We start from the raw sequence: 23,902 nt of genomic DNA, 5'->3' as shown, positions 1-23,902 counted from the left end.
CATAATAGCGCGGAAAAACAGAGAATTATGAACAAGCGCCCGACTATCAATGATGTTGCAGCCCTAGCAGGGGTATCGAAACGTACCGTGTCACGTGTCATTAACGGTGCGACCAATGTGGGTAAGGCAACACGTGAGCGCATTGAAGCGGTCATTCAAGAAACGGGGTTTGCCCCTGACAAACAAGCGCGAGGCTTAAGTACTAGCCGCTCTTACTTGATAGGCTTGATTTATGACAACCCCGACGCCTTGTATATCGACCAGGTACAAAGAGGCGTGTTAAGCATATGTTCTCAAAAGGGTTATGAGTTAGTTGTCCACCCTTGCAGTTACAACGCTGAAGGGTTTGTAGAAGACTGCATCAACTTCGTACGTCGTTCAAACATAGATGGTGTCATCATATTGCCACCGGTATCCGAATCTAAGCTACTGGCAGACGCCCTGCAGCAAAAGAGCATTAACTATGTTCGGATGGCGTCAGTAGATTTGGACGACCATCAAAATATTGTCGTCAGTGACGACAGAGCGGCGCTAAGTGATTTAGCACGCTATATGGTGTCACTGGGTCATAAAGATATTGGTATTATTAGCGGTCCTCAACAGTACTATTCATCGAAAGAACGTTTAGAAGGCTTTGTTGAAACACTTAACGGTTTAGGTGTCGATGTTCCTAAAAACAGAGTAATTGAAGGTAAAAACAGCTTCGAAAGCGGTATCGAATGTGCGCGCCAATTACTCATTCAGTCGCCACGAGTTAAAGCTATCTTTGCGAACAACGACGAAATGGCGGCAGGTGTGTTAAAAGTAGCCCACGAAATGGGAATTACCGTGCCAGACGAACTTTCCGTTGCTGGGTTCGATGACAACTTACTTGCCGCTCGCGTCATTCCTGCTCTGACAACCGTTCAACGTCCCGTTGGGGACATGGCAGCTATCGCAGCACGTAAAATCATTGCTCATATCGAAGGCAGTGAAGTTAGTGAAACCGAAACGTATCTGGTCAAACCTCACCTAATTATTCGCGATTCAATCAAAAAAGTGTGATTTTTTACAATGAAGTGTTGCTAACACTTCTTTTTCGACCTATTATGCCACCGGTGGCACGACAATAAAAAAGAATGTTAAAAATAAACAATTTGTAAACAGGGCGTGAAAAGCAACGTTTTCTAATCTATCGCTCTTTTTAAATACACAGTGCTTATTTAACAACGCTTAGCAGTTAAATAAGCCGTAAAGATAAAGCAGGACTTGTAATGGACGTTAAAACACAACTAGTTAAAGTGCATAATAACGATAACGTTGCGGTTGCAACCTGCCCTATCGTGGCTGGCACTTACATCGCTGAATATGACATTACAGTTAGCCAAGACATTCCTGCTGGCCATAAAGTTGCCTTAGTTACCCTGTCAGACGGTTGCGACATCGTAAAATATGGTTTCAGCATTGGTGCTGCAATAAGTCAAATTAACCCCGGCGAACATGTTCACAGCCATAACGCAAAGACTAAGTTAAAAGGCACTGAACAATACGTTTACGCGCCGTCAAATACCGCTTCAAAACAAAACCATCTTACTTCTGGGTTACAGTTCATGGGCTACAGAAGAGAAAATGGAAAAGTGGGTATTCGCAATGAAGTATGGATCATCAATACCGTAGGCTGCGTAAATCGAACAGCAGACCGTATTGCCAACGAATGTAATCGCCGTTTCGCTAGCGAGTGCGACGGGTTCCGCGCATTTACCCACCCTTTTGGCTGTTCTCAGCTGGGCGATGATTTAGATGACACGCGCACTATCTTAGCCTCTCTCGCATCTCACCCGAACGCTGGTGCGGTGTTAATTGTAGGCTTGGGTTGCGAAAACAATCAGCTTAAGAGTTTACTGCCTCACGTTGATAAACCGGCAAATCGGGTTCGCTTCTACAACGCACAAGAAGTGGTAGATGAATTAGAAGAAGGCGTAAACGCAGTTTACGACTTGCTAAAAGTCATGGCTAATGACAAACGCGAGCCCATAGACGCTAGCGAATTAACGTTGGGCATGAAGTGCGGTGGTAGCGACGCTTTTAGCGGTATTACTGCCAACCCAACAGTAGGGCGCGTTACTGATTTAATGTGTAATCTAGGTGGCTCGGTCATTTTAACCGAAACGCCAGAAATGTTTGGTGCCGAACAGCTCTTAATGAATCGCGCAAAAAACAAAGACGTATTCGAGGCGTTTAACTCGCTGATTGATGAGTTTAAGAACTACTTTATCGCCCACAATCAACCTATTTACGAAAACCCGTCTCCAGGCAATAAGGCAGGCGGTTTAACCACGCTAGAGGAAAAGTCTCTCGGCGCGGTTCAAAAAGGTGGAACGTCTACTATTCAGTCTATCTTGCAGTATGGCGAGCCCAAGCAAGATAAAGGCTTAAGTTTATTACAAGCACCTGGTAACGATGCCGTTAGTTCAACGGCGTTGGCAGCATCGGGTGCACATATCGTTTTATTCACCACAGGTCGAGGCACGCCCCTTGGTTTTCCTGTACCCACAGTCAAGATATCGTCAAATTCAGATATCGCTAATAAGAAGCCACATTGGATAGATTTTAACGCTGGACAAGTTCTGGAAGGCGTATCTATTGATAAGTGTGCCGAAGCGCTACTCCAACATTGTTTGGCAGTGGCATCTGGTCAACAAACCTGCAACGAGAAAAATGGCAGCCATGAGATTGCTATTTGGAAACGTGGCGTCACCCTCTAAAAGAGAGCGTTATGGAATCGATATTATTACATGAAGATAGACTTTTTCCTGCCGATGAAGCAACCCGAAGTGTTGCAAAGGCGCTGTATAAGGAAATTCGAGATCTCCCTATCATAAGTCCGCATGGCCATACTGACCCACGTTGGTTTGCACAAAACAACAATTTCACCAATGCAACCGAGTTGTTTATCACCCCTGATCACTATGTGTTCAGAATGCTGTATAGCCAAGGTATTAAATTAACCGATATTGGTGTGCCACGTTGGGACGGCGGCGAAACGGAAAAGGATCCACGTAAAATTTGGAAACTTCTGGCAGATAACTATCATCTATTTGCTGCCACACCATCGCGTTTGTGGTTAGACACTGTATTTCACGATGTATTTGGTTTGCGAGAGATGTTGTGTAGCGACAACGCAACGCATTATTACGACCACATCACTGCGCAGCTTCAAGGGGATGACTTTAAACCCCGTGCACTGATGGACCGCTTCAATATTGAAGTGATTGCTACCACCGAAGGCGCGCTTGATGCCCTTCCCCATCACGCAGCGATTAAAGATACACCGTGGGCAAAGCGGGTTATCACCACCTTTAGACCTGATGATGTAGTCGATGCTTCACGCGAAGATATTGTTTCAAACATTGAGAAACTTGGTGAACTCACCGGTGAAGACACTGCAACCTGGCAGGGCTACCTGAACGCAATTCGTGCACGACGTGCCGTCTTTAGAGAGCACGGTGCAACAGCAACGGATCACGGACACCCAACGGCGAACACAGCTGATTTAAGTGAAGCTGAGTGTATTGCTTTATTCGATAAAGTAAGAAGTGGAAACAGTAACGCTGAAGAGCAAGAGCTATTTAGAGCGCAAATGCTTACCGAATTAGCGGGAATGAGTGTAGAAGACGGCATGGTGATGCAAATTCACCCTGGTTCGTTTAGAAACCACAACAGTCAGCTCTTTATACAGTTTGGTCGCGATAAAGGCCACGACATTCCAATGCAAACAGATTTTGTTAAAGCGCTTCGCCCGTTACTCGGTAAATACGGTAACGAGCCTAACCTCGACATTATTCTATTTACATTAGATGAAACCACGTACAGCCGTGAATTAGCACCACTTGCAGGCCACTACCCTTGCCTGAAACTTGGTCCTTCTTGGTGGTTCCACGATAGCCCTGAAGGCATGTTGCGCTTTAGACATCAAGTGACAGAAACCGCAGGTTTCTTCAATACCGTTGGTTTTAATGACGATACGCGCGCGTTCTTGTCTATTCCTGCACGTCATGATGTTGCCAGACGCATTGATTGTCGCTTCCTTGCACAGCTAGTTGTGGAGCACCGCATCAGTGAAACAGAAGCGGCCAGCATTGCAAGAAAACTAACTTATGATTTTGCTAAACAAGCGTACAAACTGGGGTAATCATGACAAAGCCGTTATCAATTTCAACGCTACCTCTTTTAAGTGACAGCGTAAGTAAACCAAATTACGATCTGGAAGCAACCGGTTGTGGCATTGTGCATATTGGTCCAGGCGCCTTTCACCGTGCGCACCAAGCGTATTATACCGAAAAGGCGCTGGCTTATGGCGGTGACTGGCGCATTCACGGTGTGTCAATGCGCAGCGCATCTCTTAAAGAAGCGTTGAGTACACAAGACAATCTCTATGCGTTGTGTATTGTTGATAACGAGCCTGAAACCCACATTATCGGCGCAATTAAAACCCTTTCTACATTAGCAAATGATCGTGAAGACATTGTTGCTGCACTGGTAAACAAGCAAACTAAAATTGTGACGCTTACCGTGACAGAAAAGGGCTATTGCCTTAATGCGCAAGGTCATCTAGATACTGATCATCCGGATATTAAAGCTGATTTAGTCACGCCAGAAACACCGGTAAGTGCAGTTGGCCTAATTGTGCAAGCGCTAGCACAACGTAAGCAGGCAGGCTATGCAGATATTACCATTATCAGCTGTGACAACGTGTCAGACAACGGTAAAAAGCTGCAAAAAGCGGTGACCGAGTTCGCCAATAAAACGGACGAATCACTCGGCCAATGGATCAGCGAGAACATCGCCTTCCCCTGCACTATGGTTGACAGTATTACGCCAGCAACTGAAGACAGCTTTAAAGCCAACGTTGCCGCTGAGCTGGGTTTAACTGATAACTGGCCTATTCAGCGAGAGGCATTTACTCAATGGGTGGTTGAAGATAATTTTTCTGGCCCACGACCCGCTTGGGATAAAGTTGGCGTTACTTTTACTCATGATGTGAGCTTCTTTGAAAAAGCTAAGCTTCGCATTCTAAACGGCACACATTCAACACTGGCCTACATAGGGTTATTGCTTGGCAAGGAAACCGTATTCGACGCAATGCGTACCCCAGCCATAAAGCAACTGATTCAAACCATGTTGAAAGAAGAAATTGTTCCGTCTCTATCCAGTGATAACGAGAATGCCGATAGCGGAACACAAGACTTTGATCTGAACGCTTACGCACAAGACATTGTTAAGCGCTATGAGAATAAGCATATTCGCCACCTGTTGTCGCAAATTGCTTGGGATGGGTCACAGAAAATCCCATTTCGAATTCTCGACACAGTACGCGATAACCTAAAAGCAAAACGAAATATTGATTTGCTCTGCAGTGCCGTTGCGGCCTGGTGCCTATTTGTAAACAACAAGGCACGTCTAAACGAAACTATCACTGACCCGCTAGATAGTATGTTAAGGGCCACAGCAAAATCGGTAGACTTTCAGGCAATAGAACTTGCTAAAAAATTGCTATCTCTTGAAACCATGTTCGCTGAACTGTCGGTAAACACTACGTTCAAAGAAAAAGTGCTCGAAAAAGTTAATCAGCTGCGCAACATTTTATCGCACGAAAACAGCAACGAAGGTCAGCAAGGTTCTGCTCCCACTACGTTAACAGAAAGTTCGCTAGATTCACTAAAAGGAACCGCGTGATGAAAAGTACCTTTTCCATGCTTAAAGGCGCCCCATTACTCCCTATTATTCAGCCTAAATCTGTTGACGAGGGGCTTCACCTAGCAGAAGCAATTGCAAATAGCGGCCTGTGCAACATAGAAGTAGTGAAACGCAGCGACGCAGCATTTGAAGCCCTGTCAGCGATTAGAAAACAGTTTCCTGAACTCGTTGTGGGCATGGGCACATTGTTAAATCGCAACCACGTATTTGAAGCGTTGGATGCAGGCGCGCAATTTTTGATAACGCCCACAAGCTCAGAGACATTGCTCGATACACTGATTGCTTCAAATGCACCCTTTTTGCCGGGCGTCGCTACGCCTGCCGATATTCTTTTGGCGCACCAAAAAGGCATTCGCGAAATGAAGTTCTTTCCTGCGAGTCTTAGCGGCGGCATTAATGGCGACAACGCGAATGAGTATCTCTCGCTTGGCAATGTAAGAGCAGTAGGCGGTACATGGATGATGCCGAAGGCAGCCATTGAAGCAAAAAATTGGCAAGCTATAACTTTGGCATGTCAACAAAGCCTAACATTGTTTGATGAGGCTGCGGCATGAGCATAGTTGATACCAACCAAAGAATGGTTATTTTTGGCGAGTGCATGGTAGAGCTTCGAAGCACTCAGCGTGAGTCATCAGTTAGTACGCGCGATGAAAACACAGATAATAATCTGATGGCGAAAAGCTTTGCTGGCGACACGTACAACACTGCGGTTTATTTAAAACGCTGCTTGCCTTCATCTTCCATTAGTTACTTAACGGCGATCGGCGCAGACTTTTTAAGCGATGAGCTGCTGTTTAAAATGGGTGAGCACGAAATTAACACTGATTTAGTGTTTCGCTCGTCGTCGCGTAACCTTGGCCTGTATATGATCCGCAACGACAACGAAGGTGAAAGAACCTTTGCATATTGGCGTAACCAATCTGCAGCAACACAGACGCTCAACATTATGAACGGCGCTGAATTTGCTTGTGATTGGTTTTATTTGAGCGGTATCTCTATTGCCATTTTAGATGACGAACAGCGCGCTACACTTTTCGAACTAATTTCGTCCCTCAAGGCCAAAGGCAGTAAGATTGCCTTTGATCCTAATTATCGAGCTCGCCTTTGGTCATCTCAAGAAGATGCCAAATACTGGACGGGTAAGGCATATGCTGAAGCAGACTTGGCGTTCCCAGGTGCAGACGACCATTTAATGCTGTTTGGCCACACTAATGCTGATGAAATATTTAGCTATTTAGCCGACAAACAGATTGAAGAAATCGTGATGAAAAACGGGGCGGTTGGCGTTCATATACTCCGTCAACAAGAACAATGTATTGTGCCTGTTGAGCGTGTTGAACAGGTGGTTGATACAACGGCTGCTGGCGATGCATTTAATGGCGGTTATATGGCCGCTCGACTTGCAGGTAGAAAGCCTGTCGAGAGCGCGAGCTATGGGGCAAAAGTGGCAGCGACTGTGATTACCTACCCCGGTGCCATTATATCAGGCGATGCCTTCACTAATCACATACCGTCGCTATAGTCGGTATGTGACCTTCCCTCTTCCCTCTTCCCTCTTCCTCAATAATCATTCGCTACATACACAATTGGTAAAGATGCCTTAGCAAGTTAGCTAAGATAGGTTGCAGTGCGTTAGTTTAAATAGGCGCGGCACACCATATATTGGCGCACCACTTTGGTTAATTTGATTTATAGAGTGTCTCGATAAACGTATTTTGCCAGCGGATGCGCTGTTGCTTTTAGCTCTCGCACGAATATCTGCGCCATTTTTGCAGCACCGACTACATTCAAGTGAGTGTCGTCGTTCTTACCTTCAGGGTAGCGCGTATATAAGTCGGCAGGCACCTTAATGAAGTAATGGTTACTTTTAGGTTCGCCAATCTGAGCAAGAAAGTCACAGGTTAGTGTATTCATAGGAATAAATGGCACGTTAGCTTGCAATGCTACTTTCTTCGCAGCATCGGCATATGCCAACAACGTGCGTTTCAACACGCCTTCCTCGGTGAAATGACGCCTGCAAATACTACTTGCAATAATAACTGATGCGCCTCTCGCTTCAACGTCTTGCACAAACTGTTTCAAATAAGCAGGATAGGCATTTTCCGGGTCGGCATAGCGAGCGGGGTCCGACTGTTTTTGATCGTTGTGTCCAAACTGAATTACCACAAAGTCACCTTCAGAAAGATCAGATAACAGCACTTGCCAACGCCCTTCGTCCACAAATCGCTTTGTGCTTCTGCCGTTAGCTGCGTGGTTTTTAATGTTTATATTTGGAAGCATGAATTCAGGAAGTAATTGCCCCCAACCACGTTCTGGATATGACAACATTGGCTTGTCTGACATGGTTGAATCGCCAACCAAATGTAGGGTAACCGGCTTTTTGTAGGGTGGAGCTTTTCCACTCCCTTCGTTCTCTGCAATTCCAGCACTTTGTTCCTTAGCAATGTGAGCATTTGAGCTAGCGAGAACAAAAGTGCTTGAATGAGACACGTAGCTTCTTTGAAGAACCGACGTACTTTCTTGGCCTGCCAATGCAAGAGTACTCGATACAGCAATGACGCTTGCAAAACTGTAGCGAAGCGCGTTGAATATTTTCCCTGTAGCGGGTTTACGTGAATTTCTCACACCTTTTCTCCTTCTCGACATTAGTAGAGTTGCGCTCCAATTAAGTGATAAAGCAGATAGACGCATTCAGGAACAGTCTGCAATGTCGCCTTGTCGCACATAAAAAAGGCCATCATTACGATGGCCAAACACACCCGTCTTCACGGAACACAACATTTAATTATTATCTCAGGTGGACCAAGCTAATTGGTCAACCTGTTTTCTTACATAGTATAACGAGCACCTAGGAAGAACTGACGTCCCGTGTGGTTATACTCACGAACTAAGTTCAATGAACCATCACCGGTAGTGAACAAACGCTCATACTCGTCGGTAAGGTTAATCACTTCAAAGGTCAGTGTTAGCTCGTCATTCACGTTGTAAAATGACGAGAAATCCACCTGCGTTGGGCCAGTCGTGCCGTGTGAAACGTTACCATTGCTGCCAGAAAAGTCTGTTAGGTAATCATCACGTTTGTTGATTGACACACGCGCACCGTACTGGTCTGTTTCGTAATACACGGTAAAGTTATACGATGTTTCGCTCATACCTTCGATGTCGTCAGCGTTAACGTGCGTATAGTTCGACACGATACCCATGTTTTCAAACAGGCCTGGTAAGAAACTTAACGGCTGCTGATAAATCAACTCATAACCACTTACACTTCTGTCCTCAGCATTGATTGGGCTGCTGTGCTCGTAAGGAATAGTGCGAGGGTCTAGCGCAATCACAGGGTCAAACTGTGCATCATTGTCAATAAAGTTGTAGTAAGCGCTATCGACTAAACGTTCTTCTGATGCGCGAACAATCCAGTTATCAATGTCTTTGTAGAACACGGTTGCTGCTAATAGCGCTTCGTCATCGAAGTACCATTCAACGCCAAAATCAACGTTGTTTGACGTAAACGGGTCAAGGAACGGGTTACCTACACTCACTGAGCCGTTAATATAGTCGAAGCTAGGATTACCAGGGTTCAACGAGTTCAGACTCGGGCGAGTCATTGACTGCGTTAAGCCAAGGCGAACAACAACGTCATCGGTTGCTTCAAGCGCTAAGTTAACTGCTGGTAAAAAGTTATTGTACTCGTTTTCGATTTGTACCGTTTCACCTTGAATAAAGCCTTCAGAGGTTGTGGTTGTTTTCACATAACGCACACCGTAATTAGCACGAAGTAACATATCGGCAATTTCATAGCTCGTATCAAGCTCAAGGTACATGGCCGATGTTTCTTCGCCTACTTGCCAGCTTTGTGCAGAACGCGGTGTCCAAACAACATCTAACAGTTGGCTATTAATGGCGTCAAAGTCAGCAACAAGGAAGGGGTCAAGAGGGCCATCAAAGCCACTACCGAAATCGTCTACCGGCATCATTTCAGCAAAACCTACCGCCGAATCTTGATCTGGGAAGCCATTTATTTGCTCTTCACTATAGGTGACGACACGGTCGTTGTAGGCAAAGCCCGCCTTAATCGTGACTTCATCACCTAAGTATGTCGCATCAAATTTGACTGTGTCGTTTTCACGCAATACATCAGTGGCACGTAAACGACCATCGCTAAGGTTGTAATTACTTGCGTCATTAACGTCATAACCGTAGGTCACTTCAGGCGCGTTGCTGTTGTTGCTAAAGTCAAAGCCGTAGCTTGTTTCTTCCAACAGCGTCATATTGTAGCGATATTGCTCTGAACGTGCGTCAGACTCTGCAGTGCCAGCCATCATGTCAAGTTTCAGGTTTTCACCAATAAACCACTCGCCAGAAATAACAAATTGGCTAAAGTCAGTGGTAGATTCCTGTAAACGGCTCTCGATACGCGATTTGATACCGTCGTAAGTACCAGCCAATACCTGTTGACCATTAGGATGAACAGTAATAGAGGTTGGCGTAATTTCTTCAAATGTACTTCTGAACATATGGAAGAAGTTATACATGGTACGGGTGTTATCAAGCTTGGACACTAAACCGTCTAACGTTAGTGTGAAGTTGTCTGTTGCAGCCCACTGAATTGAACCGGTGAAACCCACACGCTCTTGATCATTACCGAAGTAGTCAGGTCTAGGCAGACGAGGGGTCCACAAACAGTTGATAGGATCTACCGATTCACCCTCATACTGACAATCGTCTACATCAGGCGTGCCGGAAACAACAGTGTTAGATGTATCGCCGTAAATGCCACCGCCATCGCGAACCGGTGTAGTCCAACGAACGGTACCAAAGCCTTCCTGTCTTACTGTGCGCTCAGAGAACGCAGCCGAGAAAAGTACACCAACTTTGTCGTCAGCAAAGCGATTGCTGATCATGAAGGCTGCACGAGGGTCAGTCTCTTCAGTGATACTGTTATAGCCGCCTTGAAGAGATGAAACGAATTTGAAACCGTCGTAATCGAAGGGCTTTGCTGAGTACAGATCAACTGTACCTGCAATGCCGCCTTCTTCCATAGAGGCGGTAGGAGACTTTTGAATATCGACACGATTAAATAATTCAGAAGCAAAAATATTAAAGTCGAAGCCGCGGCCGCCGTTTACGCCGCCACCTGAATCTGTCCCGTCTGTACTAGCTGGTACTTCCATGCCGTTAAGTGTTGTGCGGGTAAACGAAGGGCTTAAACCACGTAAGGTAATTTGACGCCCTTCCCCACCTTCACGAGAAATCGCTACACCGGGTACACGTTGAATAGACTCTGCAATGTTTAAGTCCGGGAATTTACCAATATCTTGCGCAACAATTGATTCTTTGCTGTTTACTGACGTTCGCTTTTCCATCAGTGATTTATTAAGTGAGCCACGAAAGCCTGATACTTCGATGACTTCCATATTTTGCGCTTCGGTTTCACTGGTTTGTTCGTCTGTGGCTTCTTGCGCATGAATGTGTGCGCCTGACAACGCTAGCGTAACAAGAACAGCGAGTTGCTTTTTCTTTGGTAACATTGTTGTTTCTCCGGTTTTTATATTTATAAGAGACGCGCATACTGACTAACGATAAAAATGCCTGTGAAGCGTGTATAAACTCTTTGAGTTTACACAATTTAAACATTTTTCGTATTTAATCATCTCACTTCCTTTTATGCCACCGGATAACATTTCGGTATGAAATACCGCCTATGTTTTACATTTATCCAATAGCACGTCTTGGCTGTTAAGGAAGCGAAAACGCGTCAAATCTAATTCATTCTCTACAGTGATCTCGTCAATCACCGAAACCTTGAATAAGAAGAGTTGCAGGGTACAGCTGTATATTTTAATTAGAGCAAAACTTCTCTTCGGCAATAATGTAAACCCCGAAAACAACACTCAAGCTTTACATTTGGTTTACATCCTAAACAGTTATGCTACCGGTGGCAACAATTTTGTTGAAAAAATTTACATTATGCTGAAATGTAAGGCGATGGATTATAAAAGCCACGATTAAATAGAAAGTATGAACTGATGGAGGTTGAAGTAAATAACCTATATTTTACATAAACTTATATCAAATAACACATAAAAACATCGCGTAAACCAAAAGTTAACGAATGTGAATAATTTCGTTGACATCTGAGCAAATAAAAACCATTATGCTACCGGTAGCACAGAGTGTATTTACAATGTTATAAAAATAAGGGTTTGTTATGCTAAAAGGTATTCTACGCGCAGCTTCCATTGTGGCTTGCACGGCATTTGTTTCTTCGACAGCGAATGCAAATGATTGGGTGCAAATGCCTCTCGACAACACGCAATCATGGTCTATCAGAATGATAGAATCTGAAATGGTGCGCTTCCCAGAAGCTTGGCAAATCGATTGGGATGAGAAGCCGCAGTGGGACTACGTTCATGGTCTCAACCTTCTTGCGATAACAGAAGTTTATCAAGATACCAAAGATCCTCGCCTCTTGTCGTATGTAAAGGGGTATTACGACATGCTGGTTCAGGAAGATGGCAGTATTAAAACTTACGATATCAATAAATTTAATATTGATATGATCAACCCGGGTAAAGTGCTGTTTTTCCTTTACGAGGAAACAGGCAATCCTAAATACAAAAAAGCAGCAGACCTTTTGAGAACGCAGCTTACTACCCACCCACGTACCGAGCAAGGTGGCTTCTGGCATAAGAAACGTTACCCTGACCAGATGTGGCTTGATGGCCTATATATGGGCGCGCCATTTTATGCAGAATACATTGTAAAGTACGGGGATATGAAAGAACTCGACGATGTGTTTTTGCAATTTGAATTAATTGAAGAGCATCTATACGACGAGAAAACAGGTCTTCCTTTACATGGCTGGGATGCCTCTAAGAAACAGAAGTGGGCAGACAAAGAAACAGGCCTTTCTCAACACCACTGGTCACGTTCACTGGGCTGGTATGCAATGGCAATGGTAGACGTGCTTGAAATTGTTCCCGCTGAACATCCAAAAACGCCTTGGTTGAAAGCGCGCTTCAAAAAATTCATTGATGCTGCCCTTGCCTATCAACACAACTCAGGCACCTGGTATCAAGTGACGGATTTGGGCAGCCGTAAAGGTAACTACCTTGAGGCCTCTGGAACGGCAATGCTGACTTACGCGATAGCTAAAGGCGCAAGTCTTAAGTTACTTCCCACTGAGTATAAAGCGCACGCAGAAAAAGGGTTTGCTGGCCTTCTTGATCAAATGATTTCAGTTAACCCAGACACTAATGTGATTAGCCTTGAACAAGTTTGCGCTGTGGCCGGTCTTGGCGGTAATCCATATAGAGATGGTTCATTTGACTACTACATGAGTGAGCCAATTAGAGCCAACGATGCGAAAGGTGTGGGCCCATTTATTCTCGCCGCACACTATCTTAACAAGTAAAAAATCGCTAAATCGTAATTCAAAGGGGTATATGATGGTCCAACCTAATTCTACGAACGCTAGACGGCAATTTTTAAAGTCTGGTCTCGCCACCACAGTTGCAGCTTCTGGCATGGCTGTAGGAGTGCCGACATTCTTATCTGGATGTGCAAATGTGGTCGAAACAGGAAGGACTCAACGCCAATGGGACGCAGAAGCAAACCTTATTAAAGGCATGGTAACGCGTCCCTCCTTTGCAAAACGTCAGGCTAACGTTGTTGATTTCTTAGCAATACACAACAATGATTTTAAGCAAGCGTTGCATGACGCTATCTCTCAAATAGCAAGCCAAGGCGGCGGCAAAGTAGTAGTTCCAAAAGGTAATTGGCTATGCAAGGGCCCTATCCACTTACAATCGAATATAAACCTACATGTTGAACTAGGCGCAACGATACAATTCTCTACTAATCCTGATGATTACAAACCCTATGTGTTTACTCGTTGGGAAGGTATGGAATTGATGGGTTACTCACCACTTATTTATGCGTATGAGCAAACCAACATTGCTATTACCGGCAAAGGTACGTTAGACGGCTGTGCCGCTAAAGACAACTGGTGGCCGTGGAAAGGTAAGTGGAAAGCTTCAACATGGGGTGACGACCCGGTTGAGAACCAAAAATATACCCGAGATACACTGCAAGAAATGGTAGAAAGGGGCACGCCTGTCAGTGAACGGGTCTTTGAAAAAAACTACCTGCGCCCTCCTTTTATCCAACCTTATCGGTGTGAGAATGTACTTATTGAGGGTGTTACCATTCTGCGCTCGCCATTCTGGCTAGTTAACCCAGTCCTTTGCAAAAACGTTACCGTTAACGACGTTTACTGCAAAAGCTTCGGACCCAATTCAGACGGTTGCGATCCGGAAAGCTGCACGAATGTAATTATCTCAAACTGCACGTTTGATACCGGCGACGATTGTATTGCCATTAAATCTGGACGAAACGCAGACGGCCGTCGAGTTAATGTTCCCTGCAGCAATATCATCATTGAACACTGCGAAATGAAGGCCGGACATGGCGGCGTTGTCATTGGCAGTGAAATATCTGGTGGTGTAGAGAATCTTTATGCTCAGTATTGCACCATGAGTAGCCCTGATCTAGACCGAGGTATAAGGATTAAAACCAACAGTATTCGCGGTGGTCACCTCAAGAACTTAAACTATCGCAATATTGATATCGGTACAGTGAAAGACGCTGTTGTCGTGAATTTCTTTTATGAAGAAGGTGACGCAGGCAACTTCCCACCTCTGTTAGAAGATATAACCATTGAAAATTTGAACGTTGTATCTGCTAACCGAGCCTTTGTGCTTCGCGGGTATGACCATACGCCTATTTCCGGTTTGACGTTAAACAACGTGACGATAAAACACGCGCAAAAAGACCCAGTAATAGAAAACGTTTCACATCTTTCTATCAACAATGTGGTTATTAATAGCCAACCCTTTAATAAAGACAAACTGTAGATCTACGCTATGAACATTATCAAAGCGCGTAACGATGTTTATAAAGCCTTTGCGCTAATGGCAGGTATTCTATTCACTGGTTGTTGTCTAGCAATGCCTGCTGGTACCGATATTGTAGTTATGAAATCACGTACCAATGAAGCTGTTGATACGTCAGTGAATGCATCCCCCCATCAGTTTCAAACGGTTAACCAGGCAGTGGCGTATGTTGAATCTCAAGCGCAACAGCAGGGCAAAATTTGGACTATTTTCGTAAAAGAAGGCACCTACCGAGAACGGGTTGTGATCGCCGTAGATAATCTTCGTATCGTTGGTGAATCGCGAGATGCAACAACTATCGTGTTTAACCGATACGCGGGGCAAAAGGTCTCAGACGGTTCTGAAGAAAAATGGGGAACCCGTCGCACCGCCACGGTGGAAATATTAGGAAATAATGTCACCATAGAGAACATCACTATCACCAACGATTTTGATTATCCCGGTAACGAGGTTAAAGCAAAAGATGACCCGACTCGCCTCTCAGGTACACAAGCGGTAGCACTTAAAACAGACGTTAATTCAGATCGCACTTATCTTAACAACGTCGCGCTATGGGGTTACCAAGACACCCTTTATTTGAAAGGTGACCGCGCTCTGATAGAAGGCGGAATAATAGCAGGACATATAGATTTTATTTTTGGGGAAGGCACAGCATTTTTTGATGGCGTCACAATTCTTTCAAGAGCCCGTTATTCCAACGGCGATGCCGAAGGACTTACTGGTTACATTACTGCACCAAGTACGCACTTACAGCGGCCATATGGACTCACGTTCCATAACTGCAAGCTAGAAAGAGAAGATGGTGTGCCAGATATGAGCGTTGCACTAGGAAGACCTTGGCATCCAACGACCAGCTTTTCTGATGGCCGCTATGCCAATCCTTATGCGGTAGGCAAAACCACATTTGTAAACACCTACATGTCAGGACATATTACGCAAGCTCGTTGGACTACCATGGGTGGCACTACCCCATCGGGAGAAAAAAGGCCATTTAGTCCTCACACCGAAGCCAGGTTTTCTGAATACCAATCTCATGGTGAAGGTGCCTACGACAGAGCTACTACACCAGCAATGGAGTCTCATTTTCTAGATGCCAACGCTGCAGCTTTTTACACCAAAGAGGCGGTATTGCGAGGCTGGAAGCCGGATACCACAATCTACAATATTAAATAGTGCAACATAAAAATAAGTTATTTACTCGGCACATTGCGTAACCACTTGGTATCTATTATCTTTTAGTTACCACTGTGCCACTAATACCCTTATGTCTATACGTGTTCGCTATATCGTTGCGTTACTGTTGACCGCCACGCTAATCACTCTTTCGTTTGTCGTTTTGTATGAATTAATTAGCGATCAAAAACAAGACGCTGAAATAATCAATGTCGCAGGTCAACAGCGCATGCTTTCTCAGCGTATTGCATTACTTACGTCTTCCCCCAGCATTTGTGATAACAGCGACGATAGAGAGTATTTAGGGCGCTCACTTGAGCGGTTCAACCAGAATCACCAACAACTTATTTCGTTAAGTAGCCTGCCCTCCTCTATTTACAACACATACTTTGGCGAAGGCCAGCTTGATATCAGAGTGAAAACGTATATCAATAGAGCCGAACAAGTATTAGTCGGCGCAGAGTGCCAACCGGTTTCACTTTTAGATATTCGAGAACTGACATTCCTTTTGCAACAGCTCGACTTTGTTGTGGCGCAATTCGAGCAGGACGCGACAGCTAGGGTTGATGTTGTTCTTTCTATTGAAGTTTACTTGTGGCTAGCTACGCTGGCACTGCTATGTATAGAGGCTGCATTCATCTTTTTGCCTATGGAGCGAACCGTTAAACGCTCATTTGCAAAACTCACTAGTTTGAAAGAACAAGCTGAAAGTTCCGCTGAAGAAGCCCGTAGGGCAAGCAAAGCAAAGTCAGAATTCCTATCAAGCATGAGCCATGAACTTCGTACACCAATGAATGGGCTCTTCGGTATGATTGAGTTGGCCATTGATAACCCAGAAAAAAGTAATATCTACCTAAAGAAAGCTAAAACAGCCGGCCGACAATTACTAGTATTGATCAATGACATTCTCGATATATCAAAGATTGAGGCAGGCAAAATTAAAATTGAACAGGCCCCTGTAGACCTACTTCAAGTTCTAGACGATGTCGTGTCGTTGCAACGGGTTTACTGCCAACGCAAAGGCCTTGAATTTCACTACTTGAAAGACCCAGATTTACCTCATGTAATTAAAGGTGACATAACACGTATGTCGCAAATTCTTCATAACTTGCTAAGTAATGCGATTAAGTTCACCGAGCAAGGTTCTGTCACGTTAAAGGTCACCTATACCAAACGCCCAAACGGAAACTATTTAAGCTTCGATGTTATCGACACAGGCATTGGTATCGAATCATCGAAACTTGACAATATCTTCAAGAAATTTGAGCAAGCCGATCAATCCACCACCCGCGAATACGGTGGCACTGGGCTTGGTTTAAGTATTGCTAAGCAACTAGCAAAACTCATGCATGGCGATATCAACGTTACGTCGTTTATAGGCCAAGGCAGTACATTCAGCTTTACTATGGCGGCAGAAGAGTCTCAACTCCCCGACATTTCTGTTGAGCCCAGTGCAAATCTACGTTGTGCGATAGTGGATGATTTGCAAACCAGTCGCGAATATTTTGAACACGTTGTTACATCTATGTCCATTGCGCCCAAAAGCTATGAGAGTGCAAAAGCTTACCTTGAAGATAGCCCTCTGGCCTTTGACGTTATAATACTTGATTTATCCATGCCGGAAATGAGTGGTGTAGACTTGCTTGAACAATTAAAGGCGATGAACCCACAGAAATTTCCTAAGATCATTTTGATATCTGCGGAACTCGAACGTTTAGAGGATGAAAATGATGTTTCTGAACTAATTTGGCGTACTCATGCCAAGCCGATTAACCGTAGAGAACTCGAACACGATTTAGGCAAGTTAATCGAGACTAAACCTATTTCTCGTACTGATATTCAAGAAGGTAACAACAAGAAACGGATACTTCTTGCTGAAGACAACGAGATTAATGCAGAAATTGTAAAGACCATATTGCAGTCGGAAGGCTATAAGTTCCTGCATGTCAAAAACGGAAAAGACGCTGTCGAAGTGGCAAAGCGTCACCGCTTCGACCTTATTTTAATGGACTGCAATATGCCTGTAATGGGCGGTATCGAAGCTTCAATGATGTTGCGGACAACATTAGAAGTCGACACACCAATTGTAGCGCTTACTGCAAATGCCTTCGCAGAAGACAAAGAAGAATGTTTGGCTGCTGGCATGACTGACTTCCTAGCCAAACCTTTAGATAAAGACACGCTGCTCGTTTGCATTAAAAAGTACATTGGATAGCAGCGATTACTGTCATTTACTTGCGTGTTGGTCGACAGACCACACGCACACAATATTAAACCATGTAGGGCTCTTGTTCTGAGATATACCCGGGTGCAATTGCCAGATTATCGGTATTAGCTAGGCTCTGCTGGTTTCTAAGCCAAAGTTGATATTCGCCAGTGCGTAAGCTTGCATGCTTAGTACAATCAACATTCCAGCGCCTTAATAGATATCCTGCCATGGCCGCACGCACTTCAAGTTTTAGCACGCCTTCTTCCATTGCGTAATCCAGCTCTATTGCGGTGGGATATTTAATGTTTTTAGGGTGAGGTACAATTTCAAGCGGGATTAGTCTGCCCCATTCTTCATCGTGTTCAACACATTCGTGAGCATCCGGCTCCGCTTTAACCGTTACTTTACTAATTCTTGTCAGTACAAAATCTCTAAAGCTTTGTGACTTTCTATCGAATGCACGAACATGCCAGCGCTGACCGTTATCAACAATACTATGAGGTACTAGCTCCCGTGCGCCGCTGCCGCTGGATAGCGACGTGTAGATTACGCTCATTGCCTTTTTGTTCACTATGGCCTGTACCACTTTTGCTACCACAAAAATATCAGGAACATTTAGTGACGATGCACTTTCCACAGGGAAATGGACATCGCCGATGGCATCAAACCCGTCTGAAATGTCATTAGCCAGCTTTACAAGGGTTCGTTTTGCATCGTGTTCAAAAACCGGAAAAAAGTTTTCTGTTTGAAAGTAACGCTTTTCCCTTGGATCGTAGATTAAGTTATCAGGAGCGAGCTCTTTGTATAATGTAAAATCACGAGAGCCAGCCGACAACCCCACTTCAAAGCGATTTATTAAGTCCTGGCGATGGATAGCCCCTTTAAATAATAAGCAAAAATCGATATACGCCAGACGCTGACGTTGAGAAAAAGAAATAGAATCTAACATGGTGCGCACTTATTGTGTTTTTATTCAGTGTGGTTTATTTGAAGCCGCATGTAAATAGTAAACAAATAAAAAAGCCCAGCACTAGGCTGGGCTTAAACTTTTAGCAATTAAGGTTTATGACTTCACACGTTTGCGAGCGAAAACCATGCCGCCTAAAGCCAAAAGCGATAAAACAAGTGTTCCTGGCGCTGGTACTTGTGCAATGGTGAAAGTTGCGCTGGTTACTTGTATAGGTGTCAGTACGCCGCCTCTGGTGCCTTGAAAAATATACGAACCAGACAACCCATTGATTGCTGTGTCTCCAGCAGACTGTGCAAGAAATTGCACGGTGTATAAACCAATCACTGGTAGCTGTAACTGATAAAACAAGTCAATTTCCTCTAAGAACGCCAGTGAGCCTATCTCTAAAAGTCCCCCCACTGGAAAAAGAGGTAGAAACATCTCGAACACGGGAGTACTCAAGCTACTTGTCACGCCAAAAGGACTCAACGTAGAAGCGCCAATGAAGCTCAATAGCGACTCATTAAACCCAATAGTCGTGTTGTATACATCGAAAGACTGGGGATACGATGTCATTCCTAAGAACGCATCTTCGTTAGAAAAGCTTACCGTTGCCGTGATAGTTTCCCCTACTTGATAAATGGTTTTATCCGTAGAGATTTCAATTATTGCGGCGTTTGCACTAAAGCTAGCAATAGCCATTACCATTAAAATAAATTTTTTCATTTTCATTCCACTTACTGAACTGCACATGCTGTACGTGTACACATAGACATTAACGCATACAAATCATAGATATTTAGTCTGCTATCCCCGTTGAAGTCATGTTCTTCAACCGTTGCTTGATTTCGTAGAAGCAACGTATAGAACGCCACGACATCGTAGTTATCAACGTCACTATCGCCGTCAAAATCACCAACGATGGGCTCAGGCTCACTTGTTTCAGGGAAGTCCATTACTACAACTACTGGGTCGTGGTCAGATGAACGATAAGCATCAGCGCCGTAATAGCTTGATAGCTGTGTTTCAGTCTTATATTCAACGTTGTAGTCGAAGACACGAGGTTCGTCAGCGTTGATATGCCAAACCGTAGCGTCTACCACATACTCTGTAAGCGACGGGCTTGATAACGCGTGATCTAAGTAACCCATTTCGCCACCGAAGCTGTACGAGTAAGCACTGTCGCCTTCGAAAACGTTTACCAAGTTACTGTAGCCTGCGCTTTCCAAAGCAAGAATGGGATCTTCCTTCGCATAAGCATTTAAGTCGCCCATTACAATGACGCGGTCAGACAATACTTCGCTATTTTGTTGAACAAGGGCTATAAGTCCTTCTGCAGCTTGGGTACGCAGTTCGTTCCAGCAGCCTTGTCCATCACCCGAGTCAGCGTCGTTACCTGTTGCACTGCCACAGCTCCCTTTAGATTTAAAGTGATTTACCGCAAGTGTGAAGGCTTCGTCGTTACTATTTACGCTAAAGCTTTGCAGCAACGGCTGACGGTTACCGTAGTCAAAAGGCGTGTCAGAGGAAGTAACAGCTGCTCCTTGCGGCGTAACCGTCGCAGGCTTATAAATAATACCTACAGCAATTTCATCACCGCCTAGTAATGATTCAAGTTCGACGTAGCTGTACACGTCACTACCAATTTCAGCATTTACGCTATCCACAAGTGAAGCGATAGCAGAATCACTACCATATCCGTCGTTTTCAATTTCCACTAAACCAACGACGTCCGCATCCATTGCCACGATGGCTGCTACGGTCTTCGCCTGCTGACGGGCAAATTCAGTTTCTGAGTCTGCGCCACGAGATGTAGGGAAATTCGGACCGTTGAAGTAGTTAAGTACGTTAAAGCTTGCCACTTTAACATCGCCTTGCGCGTCCAGCTGTGGTGCATTAGTTCTCGGATTTGTGCGAACGGTTTGAAGATCGCCCACCGGAATTAAGTTGTAAGCGCCAAATGCATAGTGCATTACACCTTCAAGGCCTTCAACGCTGTCGCCTAAGCGTAACGGATTATCATGTGATAAACCGCCAACAGGGAATGGAATACCGTCAGCGTTTTGAGCATTTGAACCGTCATCAATCAACAATGTGTTACGGCCGTTAGATTCTGCCAATGCAATCGCTTCGCTCGAGCCTGCTGCATATTGGTTTGTAGGAATCATCAATCGACCTGATGAAACGTTAAACTGTCCATAGCGCCCTAGGTTATATATGTCGGTTACACTAAGGGTTTGCTGGAAGCTAACCTGCATACCTTCAAATGATTCAAGGTTTACACTCTCATCAAATGGCATCTCGAGGTTCGTCGATAAAATATTATCGCCTGATCCCAGAACTTCAGCATTAGCGCTAAGTACAATTTCTGTAATGCCGTTGTATTCGGCTACTGCACCGCTTACACGCACAGCGTCACCCACACTAGGGAACTCAGTGAAAGTCGTTGAGTAAACGAACACGCCTTCAGAAGTAGAAGCATTACCGTCTGAGTCACTGGCTTCTTCTTGAATGAAAAATCCGTTCATCTCTGACACAACTTTGGTCACTACTGCCTCAACAACAACATCGCTCCCCGCAAGTGGTGATGCATCTCCATCCCCTTGAATCGTGCTGATGAGTACGACATCAGCTACCGGATCTGTTGGGTCGGTTGGGTCAGTAGGATCTGTAGGCTCGCTTACCGAACCATTATGCGTACCAAAATTGCTAAAGGTATCCTTTGGCAGACTGTCCCACTCTTCTAGGGTGAAAGCTGGGTTGCGGTTAGGGTTACCTGCGGTCACTGAACTCTTGCGCACTAAGGTAACGTCCTTACCCCAGTTTGTTTTAACACCGAATGTACCAAGCGCGTCGATAACTTGGCCGTTATTGACAAGCTCTATGTAGTCATCTCCATTGAAATTTATTACGAAGCTACTAAGAGTGGCTCCAGTGGTAAGCGAAGGAGCCGCACTAGCATGCGCAAACGTGACTACGCCACCCGCAGGGATCGTACCTTCTAATGCAAGAACCTTGCGATCCGCATCAGCGGTAGCACCATTAGAAAGAAGAACCAGCTCATAACCTGCTAGGCTGACTGGCTGTGTAGAACTATTAAAAAGCTCGATGCCTTTATTAAAGTCTCCACCTTCAATATATTCTGAGATGTAAATACTGCTAGTTGCAGGAGTTTCGCCGCCTCCTGTGTCACCACCAGTATCCCCGCCAGTATCACCACCAGTATCGCCACCTGTACCGTCACAACTTTCGTTGAAGATAAGTGAAGCAAGTTCAGGCTTATCGATAAACGGGTTTCGGTTGCCTTGGAACTCATAAACGCGCTCGTTACGACGGCGCTCAAAGTCATCTACCGGATCACTTTCATGCCACTGAAGCAGCACGCAAAGTTTACCAAATGCCGCTTCACTCGTAGATGTGAGGCGATTTACTAATACTAAATCGTCTTCTGTATCACCAGCCGTATTACCGTCATAACGAACATCCATGTAAAGCATAGAACGTGCAACGTCACCTTTAACCGCATCGCGTGGCTCAAAGGAGTCACTGTCGACACGATTTAACGGTGCTTCAGAAAGTTCGCTGTCACTAAAATCAAAGTCCAAGTTGCCCCGTGAACTATTCACCGAAATATCGGTAGGACGTAGATGTAGAATATCGCTGTATGCAGTCAGGCTTGAACTAGGGAACCCGTGGCTTTTCGCCCATACGTGTTCGCGGTTCCAGTTGTCTTGATTAGTGCTTTGGCTACCGCTACCGTTGGTGAATTTATCCTGAGAGATACCTTTGTAAAACAAGATAATATTATTTGAATTAGCAGGGTCTTCATCTGTATAGGTTAACGCCGTCCAGACCTCTGAATATGACAACGTGCGGTGACCATTTTCAATAATGTTGTGTGCTGTTTCTTTTAAAGTTTGCGCACTTTCACCGTTTGCAATCGCAGCGTCAAGCGCCGCATAGTAATCAGACGCAACATAATCACTGGCTAAATTAACTGCTTCTAAATCAGGGCAGTTAAAGCAAGCTCCGCTTATGAATAGAAGTTCGCTTGAAGGCTCTCCGCCCTCGTCAGGTGTGTCACCGCCGTCTGTGGCACCAGACCCGGTAACTGTAATACTCTCAAGATTAAGATATTCAGTTCCTGCGTTGTTAGACATAACAACTTTAAGAACAAGGCTACTACCGCTGCCAATAGCAGCCGAAACGTTGCCGCTCTCAAAATCGTCTTGTACTGTGTGAGCACTACCAGCGATAGGTGTAATAAGTTCAAACGTTCCACCGTCGACGGAGTAGAAAACGTCTATATAATCACTCTCTTCCATCGTGCCGCTTTTAGATAACAAAGCGTCGATAGTAATGTCACCCTGACCGGTTATGTCTATAGACTCACTTTGCCATACCACTTCACCATCAACATCACGGGCCTGCATCGCGCCGTTTTGAACGCGAAACCAATCTGAAGTTGCGCTTAATTCGCCTGTAGAAACATCAATTGACCAACGATCGACACCCTCGATAGTCACGTTAGTGCCAATTTCAATGGGGCCAGTCGCCCCCTTACCTTGGAGTTCACTTGCTTCGAAGTCTTCTTGCCAAACCGTTTCTGCTGCAACATTGATTGAAACAGCCCCTAAAGACAACGCGCTTGCCAACAATGCATTTACTACCTTTGCTGACCTGCGTAGCCTGTACTTTTGTGTGTTACCCTCATGAATCATTTTGCTTTCCGCTTTATTGTATAAGGAAGGTATAAATTCTTATACATACGTATACACAGCAAGCACTTAATAAAAATAATAATATAAACGTCACACACGTTAAGAATCATAAACTTAGACGTTTAAAATAAGTTTACTTATTGATTAACTCCACTGAACT

Annotated in this window: 15 protein-coding genes; 10 read left to right on the top strand and 5 right to left on the bottom strand. The window is 44.7% G+C overall.

Annotated elements, in window-relative coordinates; genetic code table 11:
* Positions 1-27: 27 nt before the first annotated feature.
* The 6 genes from BGK61_RS06715 to BGK61_RS06690 all read left to right on the top strand — a co-directional run bounded on the left by BGK61_RS06715 (position 28) and on the right by BGK61_RS06690 (position 7,258).
* Positions 28-1,044 (top strand): LacI family DNA-binding transcriptional regulator, encoded by a 1,017-nt coding sequence (locus BGK61_RS06715; protein ID WP_014949874.1) that lies wholly within the window; start codon positions 28-30, stop codon positions 1,042-1,044.
* A gap of 209 nt (positions 1,045-1,253) precedes the next feature.
* The gene (locus BGK61_RS06710; RefSeq protein WP_076011778.1) at positions 1,254-2,744 is read left to right on the top strand and encodes a UxaA family hydrolase; all 1,491 of its coding nucleotides are present in this window, start codon (positions 1,254-1,256) and stop codon (positions 2,742-2,744) included.
* Positions 2,745-2,755: 11 nt separating this feature from the next.
* On the top strand, positions 2,756-4,171 hold the full coding sequence (gene uxaC / locus BGK61_RS06705; protein ID WP_076011777.1) for a glucuronate isomerase: 1,416 nt from the start codon (positions 2,756-2,758) through the stop codon (positions 4,169-4,171).
* Between the two features lie 2 nt (positions 4,172-4,173).
* A complete protein-coding gene (locus BGK61_RS06700; protein WP_076011776.1) occupies positions 4,174-5,715 on the top strand; it encodes a mannitol dehydrogenase family protein in 1,542 nt (513 codons plus the stop codon).
* Positions 5,715-6,290, top strand: coding sequence for a beta/alpha barrel domain-containing protein (locus BGK61_RS06695; RefSeq protein ID WP_076011775.1), 576 nt, complete (start codon positions 5,715-5,717; stop codon positions 6,288-6,290). Before BGK61_RS06700 ends, BGK61_RS06695 begins: the two co-directional genes overlap by 1 nt.
* The gene (locus BGK61_RS06690; RefSeq protein WP_039225319.1) at positions 6,287-7,258 is read left to right on the top strand and encodes a sugar kinase; all 972 of its coding nucleotides are present in this window, start codon (positions 6,287-6,289) and stop codon (positions 7,256-7,258) included. The genes BGK61_RS06695 and BGK61_RS06690 overlap by 4 nt, the downstream gene beginning before the upstream one ends.
* 167 nt (positions 7,259-7,425) lie before the next feature.
* Here the strand turns inward: BGK61_RS06690 and BGK61_RS06685 are convergent, their stop codons facing one another.
* Together BGK61_RS06685 and BGK61_RS06680 are read right to left on the bottom strand one after the other, a co-directional pair.
* Positions 7,426-8,361, bottom strand: coding sequence for a rhamnogalacturonan acetylesterase (locus tag BGK61_RS06685; protein ID WP_076011774.1), 936 nt, complete (start codon positions 8,359-8,361; stop codon positions 7,426-7,428).
* A gap of 203 nt (positions 8,362-8,564) precedes the next feature.
* A complete protein-coding gene (locus BGK61_RS06680) occupies positions 8,565-11,264 on the bottom strand; it encodes a TonB-dependent receptor (RefSeq protein ID WP_076011773.1) in 2,700 nt (899 codons plus the stop codon).
* Positions 11,265-11,944: 680 nt separating this feature from the next.
* On the opposite strand from BGK61_RS06680, the gene BGK61_RS06670 reads away from it, so the two are divergent.
* From BGK61_RS06670 to BGK61_RS06655, 4 genes are all read left to right on the top strand, one after another.
* Complete coding sequence (locus BGK61_RS06670; protein ID WP_014998747.1) at positions 11,945-13,150, top strand: glycoside hydrolase family 88/105 protein; 1,206 nt, start codon at positions 11,945-11,947, stop codon at positions 13,148-13,150.
* A gap of 34 nt (positions 13,151-13,184) precedes the next feature.
* Complete coding sequence (locus tag BGK61_RS06665; RefSeq protein WP_014998748.1) at positions 13,185-14,651, top strand: glycoside hydrolase family 28 protein; 1,467 nt, start codon at positions 13,185-13,187, stop codon at positions 14,649-14,651.
* A 9-nt stretch (positions 14,652-14,660) separates the two neighbouring features.
* Positions 14,661-15,863 (top strand): pectinesterase family protein, encoded by a 1,203-nt coding sequence (locus BGK61_RS06660; protein WP_076011771.1) that lies wholly within the window; start codon positions 14,661-14,663, stop codon positions 15,861-15,863.
* A gap of 91 nt (positions 15,864-15,954) precedes the next feature.
* Positions 15,955-18,078: a response regulator gene (locus tag BGK61_RS06655; protein WP_076011770.1), complete on the top strand. Its 2,124-nt coding sequence runs from the start codon at positions 15,955-15,957 to the stop codon at positions 18,076-18,078.
* Between the two features lie 55 nt (positions 18,079-18,133).
* On the opposite strand, the gene BGK61_RS06650 is transcribed toward BGK61_RS06655, so the two are convergent.
* The 3 genes from BGK61_RS06650 to BGK61_RS06640 form a co-directional block, all read right to left on the bottom strand.
* Complete coding sequence (locus tag BGK61_RS06650) at positions 18,134-19,021, bottom strand: WYL domain-containing protein (RefSeq protein ID WP_076011769.1); 888 nt, start codon at positions 19,019-19,021, stop codon at positions 18,134-18,136.
* 114 nt (positions 19,022-19,135) lie between these two features.
* The gene (locus BGK61_RS06645; protein WP_076011768.1) at positions 19,136-19,747 is read right to left on the bottom strand and encodes a PEP-CTERM sorting domain-containing protein; all 612 of its coding nucleotides are present in this window, start codon (positions 19,745-19,747) and stop codon (positions 19,136-19,138) included.
* A gap of 11 nt (positions 19,748-19,758) precedes the next feature.
* A complete protein-coding gene (locus BGK61_RS06640; RefSeq protein ID WP_076011767.1) occupies positions 19,759-23,742 on the bottom strand; it encodes an ExeM/NucH family extracellular endonuclease in 3,984 nt (1,327 codons plus the stop codon).
* Between the last annotated feature and the right edge of the window lie 160 nt (positions 23,743-23,902).

It is taken from the genome of Alteromonas abrolhosensis (genome assembly GCF_001953635.1).
GTDB lineage: Bacteria > Pseudomonadota > Gammaproteobacteria > Enterobacterales > Alteromonadaceae > Alteromonas > Alteromonas abrolhosensis.
This window is presented reverse-complemented; position numbering and strand designations above follow the sequence as displayed.

Bases quoted from the DNA above. Each gene is read 5' to 3' on its own strand.
- BGK61_RS06655 (WP_076011770.1), top strand. From the start codon at position 15,955: ATGTCTATACGTGTTCGCTATATCGTTGCGTTACTGTTGACCGCCACG.
- uxaC (WP_076011777.1), top strand. From the start codon at position 2,756: ATGGAATCGATATTATTACATGAAGATAGACTTTTTCCTGCCGATGAA.
- BGK61_RS06650 (WP_076011769.1), bottom strand. From the start codon at position 19,021: ATGTTAGATTCTATTTCTTTTTCTCAACGTCAGCGTCTGGCGTATATC.
- BGK61_RS06715 (WP_014949874.1), top strand. From the start codon at position 28: ATGAACAAGCGCCCGACTATCAATGATGTTGCAGCCCTAGCAGGGGTA.
- BGK61_RS06670 (WP_014998747.1), top strand. From the start codon at position 11,945: ATGCTAAAAGGTATTCTACGCGCAGCTTCCATTGTGGCTTGCACGGCA.
- BGK61_RS06695 (WP_076011775.1), top strand. From the start codon at position 5,715: ATGAAAAGTACCTTTTCCATGCTTAAAGGCGCCCCATTACTCCCTATT.
- BGK61_RS06700 (WP_076011776.1), top strand. From the start codon at position 4,174: ATGACAAAGCCGTTATCAATTTCAACGCTACCTCTTTTAAGTGACAGC.
- BGK61_RS06660 (WP_076011771.1), top strand. From the start codon at position 14,661: ATGAACATTATCAAAGCGCGTAACGATGTTTATAAAGCCTTTGCGCTA.
- BGK61_RS06645 (WP_076011768.1), bottom strand. From the start codon at position 19,747: ATGAAAAAATTTATTTTAATGGTAATGGCTATTGCTAGCTTTAGTGCA.
- BGK61_RS06710 (WP_076011778.1), top strand. From the start codon at position 1,254: ATGGACGTTAAAACACAACTAGTTAAAGTGCATAATAACGATAACGTT.
- BGK61_RS06665 (WP_014998748.1), top strand. From the start codon at position 13,185: ATGGTCCAACCTAATTCTACGAACGCTAGACGGCAATTTTTAAAGTCT.
- BGK61_RS06640 (WP_076011767.1), bottom strand. From the start codon at position 23,742: ATGATTCATGAGGGTAACACACAAAAGTACAGGCTACGCAGGTCAGCA.
- BGK61_RS06690 (WP_039225319.1), top strand. From the start codon at position 6,287: ATGAGCATAGTTGATACCAACCAAAGAATGGTTATTTTTGGCGAGTGC.
- BGK61_RS06680 (WP_076011773.1), bottom strand. From the start codon at position 11,264: ATGTTACCAAAGAAAAAGCAACTCGCTGTTCTTGTTACGCTAGCGTTG.